Source organism: Agromyces archimandritae (assembly GCF_018024495.1).
GTDB classification, from domain to species: domain Bacteria; phylum Actinomycetota; class Actinomycetes; order Actinomycetales; family Microbacteriaceae; genus Agromyces; species Agromyces archimandritae.
In genome coordinates, this window is record NZ_CP071696.1 from 1,931,240 (window position 1) to 1,955,783 (window position 24,544).

The 24,544-nt window shown below is 72.9% G+C and carries 21 protein-coding genes and 1 pseudogene; 10 read left to right on the forward strand and 12 right to left on the reverse strand.

Features of this window, described 5'->3' with window-relative positions; genetic code table 11:
* Nucleotides 1–28: 28 nt before the first annotated feature.
* The gene (locus G127AT_RS08765; protein ID WP_210896062.1) at nt 29–427 is read right to left on the reverse strand and encodes a hypothetical protein; all 399 of its coding nucleotides are present in this window, start codon (nt 425–427) and stop codon (nt 29–31) included.
* Nucleotides 428–523: 96 nt separating this feature from the next.
* Nucleotides 524–1,393, reverse strand: coding sequence for an endonuclease domain-containing protein (locus G127AT_RS08770; protein WP_210896064.1), 870 nt, complete (start codon nt 1,391–1,393; stop codon nt 524–526).
* 296 nt (nt 1,394–1,689) lie between these two features.
* Between G127AT_RS08770 and G127AT_RS08775 the strand changes: the two genes are divergently transcribed.
* Entirely contained in the window at nt 1,690–2,835 is a 1,146-nt protein-coding gene (locus G127AT_RS08775; protein ID WP_210896066.1) for a bifunctional 2-methylcitrate synthase/citrate synthase, read from the forward strand.
* Between the two features lie 341 nt (nt 2,836–3,176).
* On the forward strand, nt 3,177–3,740 hold the full coding sequence (locus G127AT_RS08780; protein ID WP_244857504.1) for a thioesterase family protein: 564 nt from the start codon (nt 3,177–3,179) through the stop codon (nt 3,738–3,740).
* Between the two features lie 140 nt (nt 3,741–3,880).
* Here G127AT_RS08780 and G127AT_RS08785 read toward each other — a convergent pair whose 3' ends face one another.
* Together G127AT_RS08785 and G127AT_RS08790 are read right to left on the reverse strand one after the other, a co-directional pair.
* A complete protein-coding gene (locus tag G127AT_RS08785) occupies nt 3,881–5,761 on the reverse strand; it encodes a S8 family serine peptidase (protein ID WP_210896068.1) in 1,881 nt (626 codons plus the stop codon).
* Between the two features lie 145 nt (nt 5,762–5,906).
* Nucleotides 5,907–6,989 (reverse strand): AI-2E family transporter, encoded by a 1,083-nt coding sequence (locus G127AT_RS08790; protein ID WP_244857505.1) that lies wholly within the window; start codon nt 6,987–6,989, stop codon nt 5,907–5,909.
* A 135-nt stretch (nt 6,990–7,124) separates the two neighbouring features.
* Here G127AT_RS08790 and G127AT_RS08795 point away from each other — a divergent pair, with 135 nt between their 5' ends.
* The 6 genes and pseudogenes from G127AT_RS08795 (at nt 7,125) to G127AT_RS16380 (ending at nt 13,897) form a co-directional block, all read left to right on the forward strand.
* Nucleotides 7,125–8,630 carry an ABC transporter substrate-binding protein gene (locus G127AT_RS08795; RefSeq protein WP_210896070.1) on the forward strand — a complete coding sequence of 502 codons (1,506 nt, stop codon included), beginning with the start codon at nt 7,125–7,127 and terminating at the stop codon, nt 8,628–8,630.
* 31 nt (nt 8,631–8,661) lie between these two features.
* The gene (locus tag G127AT_RS08800; RefSeq protein ID WP_210896072.1) at nt 8,662–9,612 is read left to right on the forward strand and encodes an ABC transporter permease; all 951 of its coding nucleotides are present in this window, start codon (nt 8,662–8,664) and stop codon (nt 9,610–9,612) included.
* A complete protein-coding gene (locus G127AT_RS08805) occupies nt 9,609–10,487 on the forward strand; it encodes an ABC transporter permease (RefSeq protein WP_210896074.1) in 879 nt (292 codons plus the stop codon). The genes G127AT_RS08800 and G127AT_RS08805 overlap by 4 nt, the downstream gene beginning before the upstream one ends.
* Before the next feature lie 103 nt (nt 10,488–10,590).
* Nucleotides 10,591–12,312, forward strand: a complete 1,722-nt coding sequence (locus G127AT_RS08810; protein ID WP_244857506.1) for a dipeptide ABC transporter ATP-binding protein — start codon at nt 10,591–10,593, stop codon at nt 12,310–12,312.
* Nucleotides 12,309–13,403, forward strand: a pseudogene (locus G127AT_RS16120) (amidase family protein); the annotation flags it as partial. The gene G127AT_RS08810 and the pseudogene G127AT_RS16120, both read left to right, overlap by 4 nt.
* Before the next feature lie 266 nt (nt 13,404–13,669).
* Nucleotides 13,670–13,897, forward strand: coding sequence for an amidase family protein (locus G127AT_RS16380; protein WP_425305899.1), 228 nt, complete (start codon nt 13,670–13,672; stop codon nt 13,895–13,897).
* Nucleotides 13,898–14,205: 308 nt separating this feature from the next.
* Here G127AT_RS16380 and G127AT_RS08820 read toward each other — a convergent pair whose 3' ends face one another.
* Together G127AT_RS08820 and G127AT_RS16125 are read right to left on the reverse strand one after the other, a co-directional pair.
* Nucleotides 14,206–14,676, reverse strand: coding sequence for an META domain-containing protein (locus tag G127AT_RS08820; protein WP_210896076.1), 471 nt, complete (start codon nt 14,674–14,676; stop codon nt 14,206–14,208).
* Nucleotides 14,677–14,685: 9 nt separating this feature from the next.
* Nucleotides 14,686–15,774, reverse strand: a complete 1,089-nt coding sequence (locus G127AT_RS16125; RefSeq protein ID WP_244857952.1) for a LysR family transcriptional regulator — start codon at nt 15,772–15,774, stop codon at nt 14,686–14,688.
* A gap of 148 nt (nt 15,775–15,922) precedes the next feature.
* Here G127AT_RS16125 and G127AT_RS08835 point away from each other — a divergent pair, with 148 nt between their 5' ends.
* Nucleotides 15,923–19,510 (forward strand): bifunctional proline dehydrogenase/L-glutamate gamma-semialdehyde dehydrogenase, encoded by a 3,588-nt coding sequence (locus G127AT_RS08835; RefSeq protein WP_210896078.1) that lies wholly within the window; start codon nt 15,923–15,925, stop codon nt 19,508–19,510.
* A gap of 65 nt (nt 19,511–19,575) precedes the next feature.
* On the opposite strand, the gene G127AT_RS08840 is transcribed toward G127AT_RS08835, so the two are convergent.
* A complete protein-coding gene (locus G127AT_RS08840; protein ID WP_210896080.1) occupies nt 19,576–20,067 on the reverse strand; it encodes an ATP-dependent zinc protease family protein in 492 nt (163 codons plus the stop codon).
* A gap of 26 nt (nt 20,068–20,093) precedes the next feature.
* Here G127AT_RS08840 and G127AT_RS08845 point away from each other — a divergent pair, with 26 nt between their 5' ends.
* Entirely contained in the window at nt 20,094–21,284 is a 1,191-nt protein-coding gene (locus G127AT_RS08845) for a RimK family alpha-L-glutamate ligase (protein ID WP_210896082.1), read from the forward strand.
* A gap of 35 nt (nt 21,285–21,319) precedes the next feature.
* Here G127AT_RS08845 and G127AT_RS08850 read toward each other — a convergent pair whose 3' ends face one another.
* From G127AT_RS08850 to G127AT_RS08870, 5 genes are all read right to left on the reverse strand, one after another.
* Complete coding sequence (locus tag G127AT_RS08850) at nt 21,320–21,679, reverse strand: GntR family transcriptional regulator (protein WP_210896084.1); 360 nt, start codon at nt 21,677–21,679, stop codon at nt 21,320–21,322.
* 112 nt (nt 21,680–21,791) lie between these two features.
* Nucleotides 21,792–22,229 (reverse strand): hypothetical protein, encoded by a 438-nt coding sequence (locus tag G127AT_RS08855; RefSeq protein WP_210896086.1) that lies wholly within the window; start codon nt 22,227–22,229, stop codon nt 21,792–21,794.
* Nucleotides 22,229–22,693, reverse strand: a complete 465-nt coding sequence (locus G127AT_RS08860; RefSeq protein WP_210896088.1) for a hypothetical protein — start codon at nt 22,691–22,693, stop codon at nt 22,229–22,231. The genes G127AT_RS08855 and G127AT_RS08860 overlap by 1 nt, the downstream gene beginning before the upstream one ends.
* A 235-nt stretch (nt 22,694–22,928) precedes the next feature.
* Entirely contained in the window at nt 22,929–23,366 is a 438-nt protein-coding gene (locus tag G127AT_RS08865; RefSeq protein WP_210896091.1) for an Lrp/AsnC family transcriptional regulator, read from the reverse strand.
* Between the two features lie 116 nt (nt 23,367–23,482).
* The gene (locus tag G127AT_RS08870) at nt 23,483–24,505 is read right to left on the reverse strand and encodes a hypothetical protein (protein WP_210896093.1); all 1,023 of its coding nucleotides are present in this window, start codon (nt 24,503–24,505) and stop codon (nt 23,483–23,485) included.
* Nucleotides 24,506–24,544 lie beyond the last annotated feature (39 nt).

Here is a 24,544-nt window from a genome sequence, read left to right on the forward strand (position 1 = left end):
GCGCGCTTCGCGTGCCGGCCCGGCCCCTTCAGCGGGGCTCGGGTGCGCGGCGGGTGCGGCCGTGCGCGAGCAGGGTGCCGGCCAGGGCGAGCATCAGGCCGATGGATGCGCCGGGTTCGGGTTCGGGACCGGTCGCGGGAAGCGCTGCGGGGGTGGGGGTCGGCGTGGGCGTCGGCTCCTCGCACAGGGTCTCGAGCAGTCCCTCGGCATTCGCGAGTCCCGCACCGATCGCGTCCTCGTCGGCGAAACCGAACGGCGCGTACGGGTTCGTCATCGGCAGCGCCGTCGCGAAGAGCGCCGCGGCCGGCGCCGTTCCGCTCGGCGCTGCTCCGGCAGCCGCATCGGCCGTCGCTCCGCCGAACAGCAGCATGCCCGCCAGGAACACCGCGGCCCCGCCGCCCCGCGCGGCTGCCCCCGCGATCCGCACCCCTCGCATCCGACCCCCCAGTCGTTCGGTGTTCCACCTGTCCGCACGCTATCAGCCCGGCGAATGCGTCGCGCGGCGTCGCCCGGCGCCCTTCGCTCACCGGGCGGAACGGGCCAGGATGCGGGCGATCCGTCGGACGAGGGCGTGCGGATCGCGAAGGTCGAGGGCGGTGATGTCGATCACGCGGTAGCCGAGGGCTTCGAGCTCGGCTCGCCGTTGCAGGTCACGGCGCCATTGCGCCCGGTCGGTGCGATGGTGGTCGCCCTGGTACTCCAGGACGACGCGGTGTTCGGGGAACAGGAGATCGACGCGTGCGACGAAGCGGCCGCGCTCGTCGTAGATGCGCTGCTGGGGGATGAGCGCGGGGAGCCCCTCCAGGCAGAGGATGCAGCGCAGTTCGGACTCGGGCGGCGACTCGGAGCGAGCATCGCGGAGCCGGAGAGCGGTCTCGAGCCTGTCGCGGAACCGGCGGCCGCGGTGTCGGTCGAGGGCTGCCCGCAGTTCGGCCTCCGGCACGCGATCGGCGATCGCCACCAGCTGCGGGATCGTGAGGCTGCCGGCGAGATCGCACCACGTCCGGCCCGCGCCGGTGACGACGAGCCCGGCCGACCGCACGGTGTCGCCGTCGGAGAGTTCCAGGACGCGGCCGCGCACGCCGCGGCGGCGGATCGCGCGCCCGGGAGCAGGGGTGATGACGTGCACCTCGTCGTCGGATGCCAGGCCGTGCGGAAGGGGCAGACCGAGCAGACGTGCGGCACTCGCCCCGCCGATGACCGTGCCCGGCGGGCACGCGGCGAGCGCTGCGGCGGCTCTGAGCGGAAGCTCGCCGCCGGATGGGAACCGCGCGCCGATGAAGCGGCGATCGAGATCGCGCGCCATCAGTCGGCTGCGCGGGACGTCGGAGGCGTCCAGCAGGGAGAATGCGGCGCCGCGGAGGCGTTTCGGGAGTTCGGCGCGCGCAGTCACCCCTGGATCCTGCCGGCTCCGCACCGGCGTCCGCCGTGTTCGCCGGAACCCGTGGAACGCCCGCCTCCACCCGCGCCCTGTGGAGGACCATTCCTTCGGTGAGTGGACGAGAATGCAGGGTGTTCGGAGGTCCGCACCCTGCATACATGTCTAGTGAGGGAACCTCAGCATCGAGAGGAGAGGGCGGGGGAGAGGGAGAGGAGAGGGTGGGGGAGAGGGCGCGGGGGTGCGCCAGGGGAAGGGGGACGGGGGAGGACCGAATAGGCTGCACATCACACTCGACGAGGAGCAGGAACATGGAACAGCAGGAGATCTACAAGGGCCTGGCCGGGGTGCCGGTCGACTACACGGCGATCTCGAAGGTGAACCCGGAGACGAACTCGCTGCTCTACCGGGGGTACCCGGTGCAGGAGGTCGCCGCGAACTGCACCTTCGAGGAGGTCGCCTACCTGCTCTGGTTCGGCGAGCTGCCGGACGAGGGCGAACTCGCCGAGTTCGAGTCGCGCGAGCGCACCCTGCGCGGCCTCGACCACGAGGTCAAGCGCGTCATCGACGCCCTGCCGGCGACCTCGCATCCGATGGACGTGGTGCGCACCGCTGTCAGCTTCATCGGCGCCGCCGACCCCGCGACCCCCGACGACAGCGCCGAGGCGAACCTCGACAAAGCGATCCGCCTGTTCGCGAAGCTGCCCTCGATCGTCGCCTACGACCAGCGCCGCCGCCGCGGCGAGGCGTTCGTCGAACCGCGCGACGACCTGTCGTACTCGGCGAACTTCCTCTGGCAGACCTTCGGCGAGCTGCCCGACCTCGAGGTCGTCGAGGCCTTCGACGTGTCGATGATCCTCTACGCCGAGCACTCCTTCAACGCGTCGACGTTCACCGCCCGGGTCATCACGAGCACCCTCGCCGACCTGTACTCGGCGGTCACCGGCGCCATCGGGGCCCTGAAGGGGCCGCTGCACGGCGGAGCGAACGAGGCCGTCATGCACGCCTTCGCCGAGATCGAGCGCGCCGAGCGGGCTGCGTCGTGGCTCGACGAGGCGCTGACGGCCAAGCGCAAGATCATGGGCTTCGGGCACCGCGTGTACAAGAACGGCGACTCGCGGGTGCCGACGATGCGCGCCGCGTTCGAGCGGATGGCCGCCCACTACGAACGCCCCGACCTGCTCGAGCTGTACGTCGCGCTCGAAGAGGCGATGGGCGAGCGCAAGGGCATCAAGCCGAACCTGGATTACCCGGCCGGGCCCGCCTACCACCTCATGGGCTTCGACACGGAGACGTTCACGCCCCTCTTCGTCGCCTCGCGCGTGACGGGGTGGACGGCGCACATCCTCGAACAGCAGGCCGCGAACGCCCTCATCCGGCCGCTCTCCGTCTACAACGGCGTCGACCAGCGGCAGGTTCCGGTGCGGGCCGGGCGCGGGCAGGCCGCCGCGATGTGAGTGTCGCGGCGCCGGTCGAGGTGCGCGAAGCGCGTATCGAGACCCTCTCGCAAGGGGTCTCGATACGCTTCGCTACTCGACCGGCGGCTGGAGGATACGCTTCGCTACTCGACCGGCGGCTGGGGGATACGCTTCGCTACTCGACCGGCGGCTGGCGAGTGGATGCCGGGGTGCACCGGCATCCACTCGCCGCGCGAGCAGCCGCGGCCCAGCGGACCCCCCGCGAACGGGCGACGGCTCTCGCCGGCCCGCACAAGCATCCACCCGCCGAAGCACGGCCCTGCTGTGGATCACCGCCAACGGTTCGGCCGGGCGGCTGTGGGCGTTCTATCATCCATCGGGTGCATATGTTCTTCCGGACGCTGCTCCGTTTCCTCCTCGCCCGATTCGGCCCCCGGCTCGGTCACTACGACGTCGCCCGGTCGAACTTCATCACGCTGCCGACCGATCAGGACATCCTGCGGCACATGAACAACGGCGTGTACTTCTCGATCATGGACGTCGCCCGCTTCGACATGCTCGTGCGCACCGGCATCTGGCAGATCTTCAAGGAGCGCGACTGGTACCCGGTCGTCGCGAGCGAGACGATGACGTTCCGCAAGTCGCTGACGATGTGGCAGCGGTTCACGATCGAGTCGCGCATCATCGGCTTCGACGAGAAGGCCGTGTACATGGAGCAGCGGTTCGTGCGGCCCGGCGCCGACGGGCGGCCGGAACTGTACGCAGTCGGGCACATCCGTGCGCGGTTCCTCAGGCGCTCGGGCGGCACGGTGGGCGTCGCCGAGCTCATCGAGGCCGTCGGCGTGCCGCCCGAGGCCGGCGAGATCCCCGAGTGGATGCAGCGCTGGGGCAGCGATGTGGCGCTGCCCCCCACGCGCGCCGAGGCCCCGTCGATCTGGGACTGAGCGGGCCGCGGGCTGGTGGATGCCGGCCCGCGCCGCGAGGTGACGCAGATTGCTGTCCGGCGGTGCTGGGGACAGCAGGTTGCGTCACTTCGCCGGCAGGTGAGTGGATGCCGGGGCGCAGTGCGCCGGTGAATCCCGCGTCAGCGGCGAGTGGATGCGGCGGGGCGGCGGGAGCGGCGGCGGGCGGCGACCGCGAGCAGGGCGACGAGCGCTCCCGCGAGCAGCGCGGCGGCGGGGGCGAGTGCGGCGGCGGCATCCGCACCGGTCTCGGGGAGGGCGGCGGGCGCAGCGGTCGGCGACGGCCCCGGCGTCGGCCCCGGTGTGGGTGTCGGCGGCGCGAGCGCCGCGAGGAGCGCGTAGGCATCGGCGAGGCCCGCTCCGATGACGTGCTCGTCGGCGTATCCGAAGGCCGCGTAGGGGTTCGTCATCGGCAGCGCGGTCTCGGCGAGCAACCGGGTGAGTTCGTCGCGGGTCGCCTCGGGCGCGAGCGACTTGGCGAGGGCGAGCACGGCGGCGACGTTCGGGGCGGCCGCCGAGGTGCCGGAAAAGCGGTACCCGCCGTCGGCCGGCCGGCCGAAGAACGAGGTCAGGGTGCCGTCGACGCCGGTGATCTGCGGGGCGGCCGTGATGACGGGTTCGGGCAGCGGCGGCGCCGGCTGCTCGTCGAAGGGGCCGAACAGTTCGATGCCCGGGCCGATCGAGCTGAACGGTTCGGGGACGTCGGGCGTCGTCCACTCGGCGGCGGCGACGCCGATCGCCGAACCGTGCGCGGGATGCCCGCTGACGGTCGGCCCCACGGCATCCGCACCCGTGCTCACGGCGTACTCGGGCACGAGGTCGACGCGGCCGCTGCGGTCGAACGGCATCATCCACATCGCCGGCAGATCGCCGCCGTCGCGGGTGCGGGCGACGACGATGTCGTAGTCGCCCGGCGGGAGGTCAGCCGCGGGCGGGTCGGCCGGCAGCACCCAGGTGATCGGGAAGTTCGGCTGGTTCGCCGTCGAGGTCGCCACCCGGGTGTGCGTGGCGGCGTCGTAGATGCGCAGTTCGAACGCGCTCGGCACGGGCTCGAAGACGCGGGCCGCCTCGCCCCACTGCAGCATGCTGTGCTCGGCCGCGGCGGGCGTTCGCAGCTCGACCCCGTAGGAGGTGTCGCCGGTGCCGCTGAAGTCGAGGCAGTCGAGGTCGTCGGGCGTGCCGTCCGCCATCCACTCCGGGCAGCCGGCGGGCCGGTAGGCGGCGGTCTGCCAGGAGCCGACGGGGCGGCCGGCGACCTCGGTGCCGTCGGGGCCGACCAGGTTGTCGTTGCCCGCCGAGCTCAGGAACATGAGGCCGGCGTCGGCGGCGGTCAGTTCGTCCATCTGCACGGAGGTGACGCCGCGCTGGTAGTAGAGGTCGAGGTCGAACTCGCCGATGTCGTCGACGATGATGTCGGCGCCGGCCTCGGCGAGCGCCTGGGCGGCGGCGAACACGGCACGCGGTTCGGGCATGCCGGGAGGCACCGGCTGCGTCGCGAAGCTCGCGAAGATCAGGCGGGCGCCGGGGGCGATGCCGTGGATGAGCTGGGCCATCGCGCGACCCTCGTCTGCGCTGCCGTCGGGGCCTTCGACGAGCACCTCGACCGGCGTCTCGTAGCCGCAGGGGTTGCCGGGCCCCGGCAGCACGCCGAGCGCGACATCGTCGGCGGGCGTCGTCGGGTCGCTGACGAGGCCGAAGGAGTCGGAGATGATGCCGACGGTGACGCCCGTGCCGTCGACGCCGAAGGCCGCGCGGGCCTCGTCGGCGCGGTGCGGGCCGTCGGCCTCCGAGGGGAACGCGCGGCAGTCGGCCGGGGCTGCCGCGGCGGCGGTGGATGCCGCGGCGCGGTCGGCTGCGGCGGCGGTGGATGCCGTGGCGCGGTCGGCTGCGAGCGGCGCGGCGGCCGTGGTCGACGCCCGGTCAGCGGGTGTGGATGCCGCGGCGCCGAGCATCGGCGTCGAGATCGCGCCCGCCAGAACCGCGGCGAACACGAGTCGCGTCATTCGAAGCATCCGGTCCCCCAACCGTCGCCGGCTCGCAACGCCGGTCGGAACCAAGGGTAGGGCCTCTCGCGGAAGTCCGCACCCGTCGCGGCGCGCGTCGGGCGGGCGGGCGGCCTCGCGCCGCGGTGCCCGGCCGAACCGCCCTCTACTTCTTCGCCTGCCGCGGCACGACGATCTCGCGGATGATGAGCAGGATGCCCGCCGACACCGGGATCGCCACGAGCGCGCCGAGGAGGCCGAGGAGGGTTCCGCCGGCCAGCGCCGAGATGAGCACGATGGCCCCCGGCACCTGCACGGCCTTGCTCATGACCCGCGGGGTGAGCACGTAGGCCTCGACCTGCATGTAGACGAGCATCGCGGCGAGCACGACGACGGCCGAGACCGGTGAGACGAGCAGGGCGACGACGGTCATGATCGCGGTCGTGATGATCGTGCCGATCAGGGGGATGAGGGTGATGAAGAGCGCGAGGACGCCGATGATGAGGGCGTAGCGGACGCCGACGAGGCTCAGCAGGATCGTCGAGAACACGGCGTTCACGAAGGCGAGCACGGCCATGCCGCTGAGGTAGGAGCCGATGGATCGCATGATGCGTTCCGCATAGTCGGCGACGACGGGGCGGTGGGAGCCGGCGACGAGCGAGAGCATGGCCCGCTTGGTCTGGTCGAGGCTCGCGATGAAGTAGATCGTGAGGATGAACACGAAGATCCCGGTCGAGACGCCGTCGAGCACGGAGACGCCGAAGGCGAGCGCCCCGCCGCCGATGTCGGCCCACAGTTCCGGGTCCGCAAGCGCATCGCCGAGCCAGACGACGAAGCCGTCGGCGACCCCGTTCGTCGCCTCGTCGAGCTCGGTGAACCACGGCTGCGCCTCCAGGTCCGCGATCTGCGCCGGGACGGTCTGCACGAGCGTGACGATCTGGGTGACGACGGGCGGGACGATGATCCACACGACGATCGCGGCGGCCGCTGCGAACAGCAGGATGACCGTCGTCACCGCCGCCCCGCGGCGCATGCCGCGGCGCTGGAACCAGTGCACGAGCGGGTCGAGGCCGAGCGCGATGAACGCGGCGACGAACACCGAGACGAGCACCCCGGAGAGGTTGACGACCGCGTAGCCGATGAGGAGGGCCCCGAGCAGCCCGAGGGTGACGGTGAAGCCCCACCGCAGCGGGGCGCGTGCGAAGAGGGAGTCCCCCGCGCCCTGCTGGCCCCGATCGGCGGTGCGCACGCGCCCAGCCTAGGGTCGGCGGATGCGTCGTGTCGGTCGCCACGCGCTAGCCTCGGAGTGCGCGCCGCGTGCGCGCCGTGCGTCCGCAGGCGCCCGTCGCATCCGTCCCGCGTTCGCCGAGACCGAAGGAACCCCATGACCGCACACCGCCGCATCGTCCGGACCGTCGCGCTCGCCGCGGCATCCACGCTCGCGCTCGCCGGCTGCACGGCGGGCAGCACCTCCGACGACGAGGCGAAGACGGGCGTCGTCGTCGGCCTCACGGGCGAGCCGGCGAATCTCGACTTCACGACCACGGCGGGTTCGGCGATCCCGCAGGTGCTGATGAACAACGTGTACGAGGGGCTCGTGAAGATCGACCAGGAGGGGCGGATCCAGCCGCTGCTGGCCACCGACTGGCAGGTGAGCGACGACCGCACGACGTACGTCTTCGAACTGGCCGACGGGGTGACGTTCTCGAACGGCGACGAGTTCACGGCCGACGACGTCGCGTTCAGCATCGACCGGGTGAAGAACGACTGGACGCTGAGCCTGAAGGCGCAGATGGACGTCGTGGATCGCGTCGAGGTCGTCTCCGACACCGAGGTGCGGGTCGTGCTCGGCCGCCCGAGCAACTCGTGGCTGTTCGCGATGGGCACCTCGGTCGGTGCGATGTTCTCCGAGGGCGGGGTGGATGCCCTGGCCACCGATCCGGTCGGCACGGGCCCGTTCACGGTCGAGGAGTTCGTGCAGGGCGACCGCATCGAGCTCGCCGCCCGCGACGACTACTGGGGGGAGGCGCCCGGTATCGAGTCGGCGACGGTGCGGTACTTCGCCGACGCCGTGGCGCAGACGAACGCGCTGCGCGCCGGCGATATCGACATGGCCTGGAACATGCAGGCGCCCGATCTCGTCTCGCAGTTCGAGGCCGAAGACTTCCAGGTGATCGACGGGACGTCCACGGGCGAGATCCTGTTGTCGATGAACAACCGCGTCGCCCCCTTCGACGATGTGCGGGTGCGGCAGGCGGTCGCCTACGCGCTCGACCGGCAGGCGATCCTCGACGCCGCCTGGGGCGGCTACGGCACGCTCATCGGGGCGATGGTGCCGCCGACCGACCCGTATTACGAGGATCTCACGGGCGAGTACCCGTACGACCCGGAGCGGGCGAAGGCGCTGCTGGCCGAGGCCGGCGCCGAGGGCGTCTCGGTCACGTTCGACGTGCCGACCCGGCCGTATGCGAACGCCGTCTCCGAGATCGTCGTCGACCAGCTGGCCGCCGTCGGCATCGACGCGACGATCCGTTCGGCCGAGTTCCCGGCGGTGTGGCTCGACCGGGTCTTCACGAAGCACGACTTCGAGATGAGCGTCATCCTCGCGACCGAGGCGCGCGACTTCGCGACCGTCTTCAACGACCCCGACTACTACATCGGCTACGACAACACGCGCATCGCGCCGATCATCGCCGCCGCCGACCAGGGCACCGAGGAGGAGTTCGTCGACGGGATGAAGGAGGCCGTGCGCATCGTCACCGAGGATGCGGCGGCGGTGCCGCTGTTCCTGTTCCCGAACCTCGTCGTCGCCGACGCGGGCCTCACCGGCATCGCCGGCAACGCGGTGACCGAGTCGATGGATCTCACCGGGCTGAGCTGGGCGGACTGAGCCGGGCCGGCGAGCGCGGGAAGGAGGGCGGATGCTCCGGCGCATCCTCGTGAGCCTCGGGCAGTTCGCGATCACCGTCCTCGTCGCGACGATGATCGTCTTCCTGCTGCTCCGGGTGATGCCGGGCGACCCCGCGGTCGTCGCCCTCGGCATCAACGCGACCCCCGATGCGCTGGACGCGTGGCGGCACGAGCACGGCACCGACCGGCCCCTGTGGCTGCAGTACCTCGAGTGGATGGGCGGCCTCGTCACGGGCGACTTCGGCACCTCGTACGTGACCTCGCAGGAGCTCACCCCCCTCATCGCCGACCGGGTGCAGGTCACCCTCATCCTCGTCGGCTGCGCGATGCTCCTGGCCCTCGTCATCGCGGTGCCGATCGGCACGCTCGCGGCGGTGCGGCATCGGGATGCCGCGGGCGCCGTGCTCTCGGGCGCCTCGCAGATCGGGGTGGCGATCCCGAACTTCCTCGTCGGCGTGCTGCTCATCGCGTTCTTCTCGGTGCGGCTCGGCTGGTTCCCCTCGGGCGGCTGGGTGGCGCCCGCTGAGGATGTCGGGGCCTTCCTGCAGCGTCTCGTGCTGCCGGTGATCGCCCTCGGTTCGGTGCAGGCGGCGATCATCACCCGCTATGTGCGTTCGGCGGTGCTGGAGATCATGCGCGAGGACTTCCTGCGCACCGGGCGGGCGAAGGGCCTCACCTTCGGCGGCGCCCTCGTGCGGCACGGCCTGCGGAACGCGGGGGTGCCGGTGATCACGATCGTCGGCGTGCAGCTCGCAGCACTCCTCATCGGGGCCGTCGTCATCGAGCGGGTGTTCGCGATCCCGGGCCTCGGGAGCCTCCTCGTCGACTCGGTCGCCAACCGCGACCTGCTCGCCGTGCAGGCCGTCGTCGTCGTGCTCGTCCTGCTCGTCGTGCTCCTGAACCTCATCGTCGACGTCGTCTACGCCCTCGTGGACCCCAGGCTGCGGAGGGAGGCGGCATGACGGCATCCACTCCGCGAGACCTCGCCGCGAACCCGTTGCCGCCCGCGCCCCCGCGCGGCCGGCGGGCGAACGCGCAGCTCGTCATCGGCGCCGTGCTCATCGGCCTCGTCGTGGCGGTCGCGCTCGTCTCGCTCGTGTGGACGCCGCACGACCCGCTGGCCACGAACGCCGCCGACCGTCTGCAGGGCCCGAGCGGCGAGCACCCCTTCGGCACCGACCGCTACGGCCGCGACGTGCTCTCGAACGTGATGGCCGGCGCACAGGTCACCCTCGTGGTCGGCTTCATCGCCGTCGGCATCGCCGCCGTGGTCGGGGTGCCGCTCGGGGTCCTCGCCGCGATGCGGCCGGGCGCGCCGGGCATCGTCATCATGCGCGGCAGCGACATCCTGCTCGCGTTCCCCGGGCTGCTGCTCGCGCTCGTGTTCGGCGCCGTGTTCGGGGCGGGCACGGTGTCGGCGATGATCGCGCTCGGCATCGGGGCGATTCCCGCGTTCGCCCGCGTCGCCCGCAGCGGCGCCCTGCAGGTCATGAAGACCGACTACGTGCTCGCGGCGCGCGCGGCGAACCGTTCGGGGTTCCGCATCGCGCTCCGCCATGTGCTGCCGAACATCGGCGGCCTCGCGATCGTGCAGTGCTCGGTGAACTTCGCGCTCGCCGTGCTCGCCGAGGCGGGCCTGTCGTTCCTCGGGCTCGGCACGCAGCCGCCGACGCCGTCGTGGGGGCGGATGCTGCAGGAGTCGCAGCAGTATCTCGGCGTCGCCGATCATCTCGCGATCGCCCCGGGCATCGCGATCGCCATCGCCGTGCTCGGTTTCAACCTGTTCGGCGACGGGCTGCGCGACGTGTTCGATCCGAAGCTGCGGAGGCGGCGATGAGCGGGCAGGGCGGGCAGGGTGCACCGAGCATGCCGGGCGGGGTGGATGCCGGGTCGCACGGCGCGGGGCGGGGGCGCCCGCCCTCGAGGTCGCCGGCCTGACCGTGCGCGCCGGGGCATCCACCCTGGTGGAGGACGTCTCGTTCCGCGTCGAACGCGGCGAACGGGTGGGCCTCATCGGCGAATCGGGATCGGGCAAGTCGGTCACGGCGATGGCCGTGATGGGGCTGCTCTCCGACAGCCTCGACGTCGCCGGCGACATCCGCGTCGAGGGTTCGCCGAACCTCGTCGGCCGGACCGACCGGCAGATCGCGCCGCTCCGCGGGCAGCGCATGTCGATGGTGTTCCAGGAGCCGATGACCGCCCTCGACCCGCTGCAGCGCGTCGGCGCGCAGGTCGCCGAGGTCATGACGATCCACGGCACGGCCGGGCGCGCCGCGGCATCCGCCCGCGCCGTCGAACTGCTCGGCACCGTCGGCCTGCCCGACCCCGAGTACGCCGCCCGCGCCTACCCGCACCAGCTGTCGGGCGGGCAGCGGCAGCGGGTCATGATCGCGATGGCCCTCGCCAACGACCCCGCCCTGCTCGTCGCCGATGAACCGACGACCGCGCTCGACGTGACCGTGCAGCGGCAGGTGCTGGAACTGCTGCTCGACCTCGTGCGGGAGCGCGACACCGGGCTGCTGTTCATCACGCACGACCTCGCCGTCGTCGCGAGCGTCTGCGAGCGCGTGCTCGTCATGGAACGCGGCCGCATCGTCGAGCAGGGCCCGATCTCGCGCGTGTTCACGGCGCCCGAGCATCCGTACACGCGGGGGCTGCTGGCCGCCAGCGACCTCGAGGCGACAGATGCGGACGGGCGGCTGTTCACGGTCGCGACCGCGGGCGCGTACGTGCCGGGGCGACGGGTGGATGCCGCGGGGCGGCGTGCCGGCGGGGTGCCGGATGCGGGCGCGCGGGATGGCGCCACGCCGGGCGGGGGCGCCGCGGCATCCACGGCGGGGCATGCGCCCGCGCCCGTGGTGCGCGTCGCCGGCCTCACGAAGACGTACACGAGGCGCGGCCGGCTGCTGCGCGGCTCGAAGCGCATCGAGGCGCTCGGCGGGCTCGATCTCGAGATCGCCGCGGGGGAGCGGTTCGGCATCGTCGGCGAGTCGGGGTCGGGCAAGTCGACGCTGCTCCGGATCCTCGCCGGGCTGAGCCGCGCCGGTTCGGGCGAGGTCGAGGTCGCCGGGGTGCGGGTCGACGGGGCGAGCGAGCGCGAGCTCGGGATGCTCCGGCGCCAGCTGCAGATCGTGTTCCAGGATCCGATGGGCTCGCTCGACCCGCGCATGCGCGTGCGCGATATCGTCGCCGAGCCGCTGCTGAACCCGGCGAACCTGCGGGCGGGCGCCGGCGGCGAGGGGCGGCGGGAGCTCGTCGCGCGCGTGCTGGAGCAGGTGGGGTTGCCGGCCGACGCCGCCGAACGCTACCCGCACGAGTTCTCGGGCGGGCAGCGGCAGCGCATCTCGATCGCGCGCGCCCTCGTCTGCACACCGCGGGTGCTGCTCGCCGACGAGCCCGTCAGCGCCCTGGACGTCTCGGTGCGGGCGCAGGTGCTGAACCTGCTCGCCGACCTCATCGACGAGGCGCAGCTGACCCTCGTGTTCGTCTCGCACGACCTCGGCGTCGTGCGCTACCTCTGCGACCGGGTCGCCGTCATGCAGGCCGGCCGCATCGTCGAGATCGGCCCGACGGAGGAGATCTACGAGCGACCGCAGCACCCGTACACGCGCTCGCTCGTGCAGGCCTCCCCGTCGCTCGAGGCCGTGCTGGGGGAGCGATGAGCGGCCGCGGGGCAGGGCGCGAGCCGGCCGGTGTCGCCGGGGATTCCGACCGCGGGTCGGGTGCGGATGCCGGGGCGCGGCCCCTCCGCCCGGGCGCACGGCCGGCCCGGGAGCTCGGCGCCGCGTATCGTTCGGGGGAGCTCACCCCGGCCGAGGCCGCCGAGGACGTCCTCACGGCGATCGCGGTGCGGAACGGGGAGCTGAACGCCTTCGCCGAGCTCGACCCGGAGGCGGTGCGCGAGGCCGCTGCAGCGAGTGCGGCGCGCTTCGCGGCGGGTGCGCCGCGCGGACCGCTCGACGGCGTTCCGGTGACGGTGAAGGAGAACCTGCGGCGGCGCGGCATCCCGTACCGTGCCGGCACCGCCGCGGGCGACGCGTTCGTGCCCGAGCGGAACTCGCCGGCCGTCGACCGCCTGCTCGAGGCCGGTGCGATCATCGTCGGCTCGACGACGATGCCCGACTGGGGCATGCTCTCCTCGGGCGTGTCGAGTCTGCACGGCATCACCCGGAACCCCTGGAACCCCGCCTTGACGGCCGGCGGATCCTCGGCGGGCGCCGGCACCGCGGCGGCGGCCGGCTTCGGCGCGGTGCACCTCGGCAGCGACATCGGCGGTTCGGTGCGGTTCCCGGCGACGTGGGCCGGGCTCGCCTCGCTGAAGCCGAGCGCGGGCAGGGTGCCGCACGACGACCCGTACTTCGGCCGCGCCGTCGGGCCGATCGCCCGCACCGTCGACGACCTCGCGGTCGCGATGGCCGGGATCGCCCGCCCCGACGCGCGGGACTACACGGCGCTGCCCGGGGCATCCATCGACTGGTCGGCGCGCATGCCCGAGGTTCGCGGGCTCCGCCTCGGGCTCATGCTCGATGCCGGGGCTGGGATGCCGGTCGAAGAATCCACCCTCGCCGCGGTGCGCGCGGCCGCCGACCGTTTCGCCGCCGCCGGGGCCGAGATCGTGGAGGTGCCGCCGATCCTCGACGAGCCGATGCTCGCCGCCATCGACCGCTTCTGGCGGGTGCGCTTCTGGAACACCGCGCTCAAGCTGCCGACCGACGCCCGCGAACAGTTGCTGCCCTACATCGCCCGCTGGTGCGCGGGCGGGGCGTCCGTCGCCGGGCACGAGGCGCTCGACGCCTACGACACGATGCAGCAGGTGCGTCGCGTCGCGGTCGCGGCGATGGGTGCGGATGCCGGGTCGCCCCGGACCGGCGGGGCGAACCGCTCGGGGGTGCCGGGGCCGGTGGGGTCGGTGGGCCTGGGGTCGGTGGGTCCGGGGTCGGGGGCGCCGGGGCATCCACTCGGCTCGACGCCCTGCTTTCGCCGGTCGCGCCCGTCGCCGCGTTCCCCGCCGAGTGGCCGATGCCGTTCGGGGAGGAGGACCGCGGCATGGCGCACATCGCCTTCACCGTGCCGTTCAACCTGTCGGGTCAGCCCGCGGCGACCGTCAACTGCGGTTTCACCGCCGACGGCCGCACGATCGGACTGCAGATCGCCGGCGGCCCCCACGACGACGCCGGCGTGCTCGCCCTCGCCCGCTGGTACGAGGCGCACCGCCCGCCCGCCGCCGCGCCGGCGTTCCCGGTGTAGGGCGCCGCCCGCTGCACCGCTCCGGCCGCTGCGCCCGGTGTGGGGCGCTGTCCGCCGCTGCTCCCGGTGGGGCGCTGTCGGCCGGCGTTCCCGGTTGGGCGCCGCCGCCCGCTGCGCCGCTCCGCCGGCCCGCCCCCCCGGCTCGGCCGTCGCCAAAGCAGGCCGAATCGACTGCGCGGCACCGAAGGCAGGCCGAATGGGCGTGCTCGGCATCCCCGTGGCCTGTTTTCGGGACGCACACGGCCGGCTGAGTCGATGCGCGACCGGCTCAGTCCGTGAGCGGCCGGCTCAATCGATGCGCGACCCGCTCAGTCGGTGCGGGGCAGCGTGAGGAGGAAGACGTCCTCGTCGCCGAGGACGGTGAGGGTCTCACCGTCGAGGCGGCCCTCCTCGAGGCGGCTGAGGGGGGTGTCGACGCCCTCGCAGGCGCGCTGCGTCATGAAGACGTCGTCGAACTCGATGCCGCCGTCGTCCTCCGGGTCCCAGCGGCCGCCCATGCGGTTGCAGCCGTCGTAGCCGCTGAAGCGGCCGTCGCCGCCGATCATGAGATGCACGCCCTCCGGGTCGCCCCAGGTGCCGACATAGGCGTCCCACGGGGCCGGGATCGGCGCGGCGTCGGTCGGCGGTGCGGGCGTCGTGGCGGGTGCGGATGCCGCGGGCGTGGTGGCCGGCGGTGCGCTCGGCGGGGGCGCGTCGTCGGAACCGCCGCTCGTGCAGCCCGCGAGGGCGAGCGCCGCCACTGCGGCGAGCGCGACCGGCATCCACCCCCGAATAGCCATGCCGCCAGGTTACCCGCGCGGGCGGCCGCCGTCGAGGGTTCCGGTCGCGCCGAGGCCGGCGGGGAAGGAGGCGGCGGCGGCGCGGGCGAGAGCGTCGCGTACGGCGACGACGGCGGGCCGGGATGCCGAGGGCAGTCGCGCCGAAGAGAACACTTCGCGCTGCGGGTCGCCCGGCAGGGGCGCGAGGCGCACGCTCGGCTCCTCGCCGGCCCACACGAGGTCGGGCAGGAGCCCGACGGCGTTGCCGGAGCGGATGAGGCGGATGTGGGCCATGAGGTCGGCCGTCTCGAAGCGGACGTCGGGTTCGAAACCGGCGCCGCGGCACAGCTGCATCGCCCATTCGCGGGAGGCGGTGCCGGCGGGTTCCAGCACCCAGGGGCGGCCGGCGAAGTCGGCGAGCAGGGTCGCGAGCACGTTCGGGATCTGCCCGGTCGCCGGGGCTTCGGCGATCCGGGCCTCGGGGCCCGGGGCGGCCGTGGGCGCGGGGGTCGCGGAGCGGCCGGGGGTGCCCGCGGCGGCCGGCCGGACGGGCCCGCGGGGCGCACCCGGCCCGGGCGCCGGCAGCAGCGGTGGCAGGGCGAGGCGGATGGCGTCGCGGGCGAGCGGCACCCGGTCGAGGTCGGCGTGCAGCGGGCGGGTGTTGCCGGGGTACTGCTCGGCGATGACGAGGTCGAAGTCGCGGGCGGCGACCTCGAACAGGCCGACCTCGGGTTCGCGTTCGGTGACCTCGACGCGCAGGCCCGGGTGCTCGGCGGCGAGGATCGTGAGCGCCTGCGGCACGACGGCATGCGCGGCCGACTGGAACACGGCGATCCGCACGGTGCCGCCGACCGCGGTCAGGGAGCGGGCGAGGTCGGCCTCGGCCTCCTCGAGCTGGTCGAGCACGGCGCGGGCGTGCACGACGAGCAGCTCGGCCTGCGGGGTGAGCTGCAGGCGGCGGCCGACCTGGGTGAACAGGGCGACGCCGACCTCGCGTTCGAGCTGGGAGAGCTGTTGCGACACCGAGGAGGGGCTGTAGGCGAGGGCGTCGGCGACGGCGGCGATCGTGCCCCGCTGGGCGAACTCGGCGAGCAGGCGCAGGCGGCGGATCTCGAGCACGGCGACCTCCGGCATCCATTCGGCATAGGTGAACAGTATTCATCGTAAACGTTCGCTGTACACGAATGGATGCCGGATGGATGATGTCATTGAGCAGGCGCGCCGCCGCTTCGGCCCGCCCGCAGAAAGGGAAACTACAGTCGTGACCATGCCCGACGTCGCCCGCGGAACCCAGCACCACCCCCACGAAGACGCCGCCACCTCGCTCGTGCGCAGATGGCTCGCCGACAGTGCCGGCCACCCCGTCGACCCCGCAGCCGAACGCCTCGCCGGCGTGCTCAAAGACCCGAACGGGCTCGCCTTCACCGTCGGCTTCGTCGACGGCGTCATGCGCCCCGAAGACCTCCGCGTCGCCGGCCGCGCCCTCGCCCAGGTCGCCCGCCTCACGCCCGGGTTCCTGCCCTGGTATCTGAAGGCCGCCATCCGCCTCGGCGGCGTCGTCGCCCCCGTGCTGCCCTGGCCCGTCATTCCCATCGCCCGCCGCGTGCTGCGGCAGATGGTCGGCCACCTCGTCCTCGACGCCACCCCCGACAAGCTCGGCCCCGCAATCGCGAAGCTCCGCGAGAGCGGCAACCGGCTGAACCTCAACCTCCTCGGCGAGGCCGTGCTCGGCGAGCAGGAAGCCGACCGGCGCCTGGCCGGCACGAAGGAGTTCCTCGCCCGCGACGACGTCGACTACGTCTCCATCAAGGTCTCCAGCGTCGTCAGTCAGCTGAACATGTGGGCCTTCGACGAAGCCGTCGAGAAGGTGGTCGGCAAGCTCACCCCCCTCTACGAGCTCGCCGCCGCCAGCCGAACCCCCAAATTCATCAACCTCGACATGGAGGAGTACCGCGACCTCGACCTCACCGTCGCGGTCTTCACCCGACTCCTCGGCCAGCCGCAGCTCGCCCGCCTCGAAGCGGGCATCGTGCTGCAGACCTACCTGCCCGACGCCCTCGGCGCCATCCAGCACCTGAACGCCTGGGCCGCCGAACGCGTCGCCCGCGGCGGATCGGCCGTCAAGGTCCGCGTCGTCAAGGGCGCGAACCTCGCCATGGAACATGTGGATGCCGCGATCCACGGCTGGCCGCTGGCCACCTACGGCACCAAGCAGGACTCCGACACCAACTACAAGCGCGTGCTCGACTGGTCGATGACGCCCGAGCGCACGAAGGCCGTGAAGCTCGGCGTCGCCGGCCACAACCTCTTCGACGTCGCCCACGCATGGCTGCTCGCCAACGAACGCGGCGTCACCGACCGCGTCGAGTTCGAGATGCTCCTCGGCATGGCGACCGGCCAGGCCGAGGCCGTGCGCAAGGACGTCGGCCGGCTGCTGCTCTACACGCCCGTCGTGAACCCCGCCGAGTTCGACGTCGCGATCGCCTACCTCATCCGCCGCCTCGAAGAGAACGCCAGCTCCGACAACTTCATGTCGGCCGTCTTCGACCTGGACGACCCGAAGCTCTTCGACCGCGAACGCGAACGGTACCTGCGATCCCTCGCGATGCTCGAGCAGCCCGTCCGCACCCCGGCGCCGAACCGCACCCAGAACCGCCGCACCGAATGGGAGGGGATCTCGCTCGCCGACGTCACCGCCGAAGCCCCCGGCCCCGAACCTCTCGAAGGCTCGCTGACGTCGGCCGTGCTCGGCATCACCCGCGGCTCCGACGGCACCGCCGTGGCGCCCTTCGACCCGTCGCGCGACGCCATCGGCGCCACCCCCGGCTTCGGCAACGAACCCGACACCGACCCGGCCCTGGCCGCCAACCGGGACTGGGGGCGCCGCATCCTCGCGCGCGTCCCGGCATCCACCCTCGGCGTCGACACCATCGCCGCCTCGCGCATCGCCGACCCCACCACCCTCGACACCGTCATCGACGGCGTCGCCCGCGCCGGCGCCGCCTGGGGCGCCCGCCCCGCCGCCGAACGCGCCGCACTGCTGCACCGCGCCGGGCTCGCGCTCGCCGCCAACCGCGACCGCCTCATCGAGGTCGCCGCCGCCGAGACCGGCAAGACGATCGCCGAAGCCGACCCCGAGGTCAGCGAAGCCATCGACTTCGCCCACTACTACGCCGAACGCGCCCGCGAGCTCGACGTCGTACAGGGCGCCCGCTTCGTGCCCTCGCAGCTGACCGTCGTCACCCCGCCGTGGAACTTCCCCATCGCGATCCCCGCCGGCGGGGTGCTCGCCGCGCTCGCCGCCGGATCCGGCGTCATCATCAAGCCCGCGAAGCTCTCGCAGCGCACCGGCGCCGTCATGGTCGAAGCGCTCTGGGAGGCCGGCATCCCGCGCGACCTGCTCGTGCTCGCCGACCTCGCCGATCACGGACTCGGCACCCGCCTCGTCAGCCACCCCGCGGTCGACCGCGTCATCCTCACCGGCGCCTACGAGACGGCCGAGCTGTTCCGCTCGTTCCGGCCCGAACTGCCGCTGCTGGCCGAGACGAGCGGCAAGAACGCGATCATCGTCACCCCCTCGGCCGACCTCGACCTCGCGGCGAACGACGTCGTGAAGAGCGCCTTCGGCCACGCCGGCCAGAAATGCTCGGCGGCCTCGCTCGTCATCCTCGTCGGTTCCGTCGCAGACTCGGAGCGGTTCCACCGGCAGCTGCTCGACGCCGCCTCGTCGATGCGCGTCGACTGGCCCGAGAACCCGTCGGCGCAGATGGGCCCCATCGTCGAACCGGCGACCGGCAAGCTGCTGCACGCCCTCACCGAGCTCGGCCTCGGCGAGGAGTGGATGCTCGAACCCGAGCGCCTCGACGACAGCGGCCGCCTGTGGTCGCCCGGCATCCGCACGGGCGTCGCCGCCGGCTCCTACTTCCACCTCACCGAGTTCTTCGGCCCCGTGCTCGGCGTCATGCACGCCGAAGACCTCGACGAGGCCATCCGCATGCAGAACGCCGTCGACTACGGGCTGACCGCCGGCATCCACACCCTGGACTCCGACGAACTGGCCACCTGGCTCGACCGCGTCGAAGCCGGCAACCTCTACGTCAACCGCGGCATCACCGGCGCCATCGTGCAACGCCAGCCCTTCGGCGGCTGGAAGCGCTCCGCCGTCGGCGCGGGCACGAAGGCCGGCGGCCCCAGCTACCTCTTCGGCCTCGGGTCGTGGATGCCGGAGGAGGGCCGCATCTCGAACTCGCTGCACCTGCGCGGGCTCGAACGGCGCGTCACCGAACTCATCGAAGCCGCCCAGACCAGCCTCGACTTCGAGGACTTCGACCGGCTGCGCCGCTCGGCGCTCTCCGACGAGCTCGCGTGGGCCGAGGAGTACTCGCTCACCAAGGACGTCTCGCGCCTCGGCGTCGAACGGAACCTGTTCCGGTATCGGCCGGTGCCGGTGACCATCCGCGTCTCGGAGGACGCCGGCCTCGTCGACGGCCTCCGGCTGATCGCCGCCGGCCTGCTCGCCGAGTCGACGTTCGTCGTCTCCACCGCCCTCGACCTGCCGCCGGCCGTGCGCGCGATCCTCGCCGCCCATGAGGTTCGCGTCATCCGCGAGGGCGACCGTTCCTGGCTCGACCGGGTCCGCGGCGGCGGCCTCACCACCTCCCGGGTGCGCCTGGCCGGCGGGTCGGCGCGCGACCTCGCCGTCGCCCTCGGTGGCACGCCCGACGTCGCCGTGTGGTCGCACCCCGTGACCGCATCGGGCCGCGTCGAACTGCTGCCGTTCCTGCACGAGCAGGCGATCTCGATCACCAACCACCGCTTCGGCAACCCGACGGCCCTGTCGGAGGGTGTGATCTAAGGGGCGCGGCGCCAGGCCGGGCCCGTCGGAGTCTCCGGCGGGCCTTCGGCGTTTCCGGGCGGCCCCTACGCGCGGCCGCGGTTGCGGCGGCGCACCGCGCGGGGTGCGCGGCCGCCGAGGAACGACGCCCCCGGGTCGACGAGGAACCCCTGCCGCAGCGCCTCACGGCCGATGAGCATGCGGAATCCCATTTCGTCGCGGTTGGTGAGCGTCACCTCGGCATCCACCGCGCGGCCGAGCAGCACCACCGACAGACGCACGACGACGCGCTCGGCGACATGCCCCGAGGAGCTCCGCACCGAGCGGCGGCCGAGCACCGGCAGTTCCAGCTCCACGGCATCCGCATCCGAGTCCTGCCAGGGGTGGATGCTGAAGCGCACCCGCCCGCCGGCCGCCTCCTCGATGTCGAAGGCGTGCAGCGCCGAACTGCGGGCACCCGTGTCGAGCTTCGCCTTGATCCACGGCACGCCGGCATCCGGAAGCGACACCCATTCGCGCCAGCCGGCGACGGTTCCGGGATGCCGCGCCGCGGTGTTTGAATGGGGGAGCTCTTCCACCCGACCATCATCCCAGGGGTCCCATCATGAAACTCGCGATCCTCTCGCGCGCCCCGCAGTCCTACTCGACGCAGCGTCTGCGCGCCGCAGCCGAACAGCGCGGGCACCGGGTGAAAGTGCTGAACACCCTGCGATTCGCGATCGACCTCTCGGGCCCCGAACCCGACCTTCAGTTCCGCGGCCGGCCGCTCAGCGACTACGACGCGATCCTGCCGCGCATCGGCAACTCGATCACCTACTTCGGCACCGCCGTCGTCCGCCAGTTCGAGCAGATGGACGTGTACACGCCGAACACGGCGAACGGCATCGTCAACTCGCGCGACAAACTGCGCGCCAACCAGATCCTCTCCCGCCACGGCATCGCGATGCCCGCGACCGCGTTCGTCCGCAACCGCGCCGACGTGCGCCCGGCGATCGAACGCGTCGGCGGGGCGCCCGTCGTCATCAAGCTCATCGAAGGCACCCAGGGCATCGGCGTCATCCTCGCCCCCGAGGTCAAAGTCGCCGAAGCCATCATCGAAACCCTGCACTCGACGAAGCAGAACGTGCTCATCCAGTCGTTCATCTCCGAGAGCCGCGGCCGCGACATCCGCGCCCTCGTCGTCGGCGACCGCGTCGTCGCCGCGATGCGCCGGGTCGCCTCGGGCGACGAGTTCCGCTCGAACGTGCACCGCGGCGGCACCGTCGAACCCGTCACCCTCACCCCCGAATACGAGCAGGCCGCCGTGCGCTCGGCGCAGATCATGGGCCTCCGCGTCGCCGGTGTCGACATGCTCGAGGGCAACGAGGGCCCGCTCGTCATGGAGGTCAACTCCTCGCCCGGCCTCGAAGGCGTCGAGACGGCGACGAAGCTCGACGTCGCCGGCGCGATCATCGACTACATCGGCGGGCAGGTCGCGTTCCCCGAGATCGACGTGCGGCAGCGGCTCACCGTCTCGACCGGATACGGCGTCGCCGAGATCGTCGTGCACGGCGGCGTCGACCTCGTCGGCAAGACCCTCGGCGAATCCGGGCTGTGGGAGCGCGACATCACCGTGCTCACCCTGCACCGCGGCGCCACGGTCATCCCGAACCCGCGCAAGAACGTCGTGCTCGAAGCCGGCGACCGCCTGCTCTGCTTCGGCAAGCTCGAAGAGATGCGCTCGATGATCCCGGAACGGCGCCGCCGCCGCCCGAAGGTGCGCAAACTCCCGAAGGAGCCCATCCCGGAGGTGTGAGGGCTCGCAGCGCGCTGGGCGGGCGCGCGGCGCGGTCAGCGGTGGATGCCGAGGGCGCGACGCACGAGGGAGAGGGCCTCGCCGGCATCCACTCCGAGCTGGGCGATGCGTTCGGCGTACGCGGAGGCGGCGAGCTGCGCCTGCTGCTCGGTCGGGTCGCCGCTCGCGGAGACGAAGGTGCCGTTGCGGCCGCGGGTCTCGATGACGCCGTCGCGTTCGAGCTCGCGATAGGCCTTGGCGACCGTGTTGACGGCGAGGCCGAGGTCTTCGGCGAGCTTTCGGACCGTCGGCATGCGGGAGCCCGCGGCGAGCTCGCCCGAACGGACTTCGGCGAGCACCTGGGTGCGGATCTGCTCGTACGGCGGCGTCGCGCTCTGCGGGTCGATGACGAGCATCAGGCGGCTCCCCTCGGTGCGGCGGGCGGGGCGGATCGCGGCCGCCGCCCGGCCCGATCGTACCGCGGCGGCCGCCCCGGGACGAAGGCGGGGATGGATGCGCGGGTGCGGCTCATGCGGCTCCGTTCGCGGGCCAGAGCAGGCGCACGGCGCGCCGGCCCGGGCGGCGGAAGGCGAGGACGAACAACCATGCGGAATACGAGAACAAGGACGCGGATACGGCGAGCCCGGCCACGGGCGCCGCCCAGCTGCCGGGCGGCACGAGGCCCGCGAGATCGGGACCGGCGACCGTGATCGGCAGGAACACCATGAGCGCCGGGGCTTGGTACATCATCGTGACGGCGTGGGCGCGGAGCGCGTCGTCCCAGCGGAGCTCCTCATCGTCGCGGGCGGTCTGCGGCCGGGCCGAGAGCACGCCGGCGGCGATGTCGACGACGGCGAGCACGCCGATCGCGGCGAGCCCGACCACGGCGATCGCCGGCATGTTGCGCCCGAGGAGAGCAGAGGCGAGCGAGACGCACGCGCCGGCGAGCACCATGATGCGCGTCATCACGACGATGACCGGGTCGGCGTAGTCGCGGCGCGTGGGGCGGACGACGCGGGCGACCCTCGGCGCGTGGGGCGGACGACGCGGGCGACCCTCGGCTCGCCCGGATCCACCCGGAATCGCGTCGCGACCGCGGCGACCGAGAGACCGATCGACCAGCCGGCCATCACGAGGTACCCGGGCAGGAACATGAGCAGCCGGGATCCGCCGCCGGCGGCGAGGATCACCGGGATCGACAGCGGGATGGTCGCCGCGAGCGACCAGAGCGCGAGCCGGTTCTGCCGGCGGATCCTGGCCCCGATCCGGTCGCCGAGCTCCTTGCTCGTCACCGGCAGCCGCGCCGACTCGGCCCGGGCGATCACTGCACGGATGCGCCCGTCGGGGGTCACTCCGCCGGCCGTGAGCGAGACGATGACGACGAGGGCGCCTGCGGCGGCGAGCACCGCGGCGGCGATGATGTGGTCCACAGGGCCTCCCGGCATCCACTCGTTTGTCGCAATCATTGTGCTGCGACAAACGGGTGCTGTCAAGGGTGCGGTGGCGCCGGGAACGACGTGGGAGCATCCGCCCGCGCTCGATGTCTGCGTAATGCAGGAACGCACACGGCGTGTCGCCGCGGCCATGCGGGAGAACGGGGTGCGACACGCGCGCATTCCTGCGTTGCGCAGGGGTAGGAGGGGGTTCGACGCGGGATCGCCGGCGTCAGTCGCGGGGGCGGTTCACCAGGCGGGAGAGGACGATCGCGCTGCGGGTGTGATCGACGTTCGGGGCGACGCGGACCTGCTCGAGCGCATCCTCGAGGCTCGTGATGTCGCGGGCGCGCATGAGCACGACGGCGTCGGCCGAGCCGGTGACGGTGCCCGCGTAGACGACCTCGGGCACATCCTGCAGGATGCGACGCAGTTCATCGGGCGCGACGGTTCCGCGGCAGAAGAGCTCAACCCATGCTTCGGTGCTCATGCCGTCGACGGTCGGATCCACCTGGATCGTGAACGAGCGGATCACGCCGTCGGCCACGAGCCGGTCGACGCGGCGCTTCACCGCGGACGCCGACAGCCCCACCTGCGAGCCGATGTCGCCGTAGCCGGCGCGCGAATTCTGCCGGAGGTGATCGAGAATCGCGCGATCCAGATTGTCCATGCAGGGAGTCTAGGGGTGGATCGTTGCGCGAGCCGCACCGGGGACGCGCGAATCCGGCGCGGTCGGCATCGGTGCGCGCGTGCAGGCGGCGCGGCCGGCGACGGCTCGGGCGCCGCTCAGTCGGCTCCGGCCATGCGCAGCACGCCGTCCGGGCCGAAGGAGAGGTCGATGCTCGGCCCCGACCCCCCGCTGAGGCCGAGCACGATGCCCTGCTTCATGAAGTCGCCGATCTGCGCGCAGGATCCGCCGGAGGATCCCGTGACGAGCGCGGCGGTGAGGCAGATGCTGTCGTCGGGCAGCAGGCTCGCGTAGACGGTCGTACCGTCCGAGCGAGTCGCGAGCAGCCGCGAGACGAGCGCCTCGCTGCTCGCCGGGTTGCCGTCGCCGCCGGAGAGCATCTGGCGGAACTGCGGCGGCAGGATGTCGGCGTCGGCCGCCGGGCGTTCGAAGATGTCGGCGGCCGGGGTGTCGTCGAACGATCCGTAGTCGCCGGCGGATGCCGCGCGCGCGGGTTCCGCCAGCTCCGCCTGCGCGCCGGCGTCGCGGACCTGCCAGCCGCCGATGCCGCCGAGGACGAGCGCGGCGACGCCGACGAGCGCGGTGAGCGCCCAACGGCGCCCGGCGGGGCGGGCCGGCGGGTCCACCGGAGGCTCGACGGTTCCCGGCGGGGTGCCGACGGCGGGCAGGGCGACGCCCGGGAGCGCGGCGGCGAGCGCGACGCCGGGTGATTCGGGGTGCGGATCGCCGTCGGCTGCGCCCGCGACGTCGGGTGCGGATGCCGCAGCGCCGACCACCGGCAGCTCGGCCGACCACGGCGCGGCCTCGCGCACCGCACTCGCAGTGCGCACGGCATCCATCGCGGCGCGGTCTGCGCTCCCCGCGGCATCCACCGCGCGTGCGCGAGCATCGCCTCCGGCATCCATCGCCGAAACGGGGGCATCGCCTTCGGCATCCATCGCCGAAACGCGAACATCGCCTTCGGCATCCACCGCCGGGACAGGGGCACCGCCCGCGGCATCCACTCGCGCCAGGCTCGCGAGCTCTGCGAGCGCGAGCTGCCGCTCCTCATCACCCGTCTCCTGCCCGTATGCGAGGCGTTGGAGTTCGGCGATGCGGTCCGTCGTTCGGGTTTCGGTCATGACGTCCCCCTCGGGTTGGGTTGATCGTAGGCTGAACCC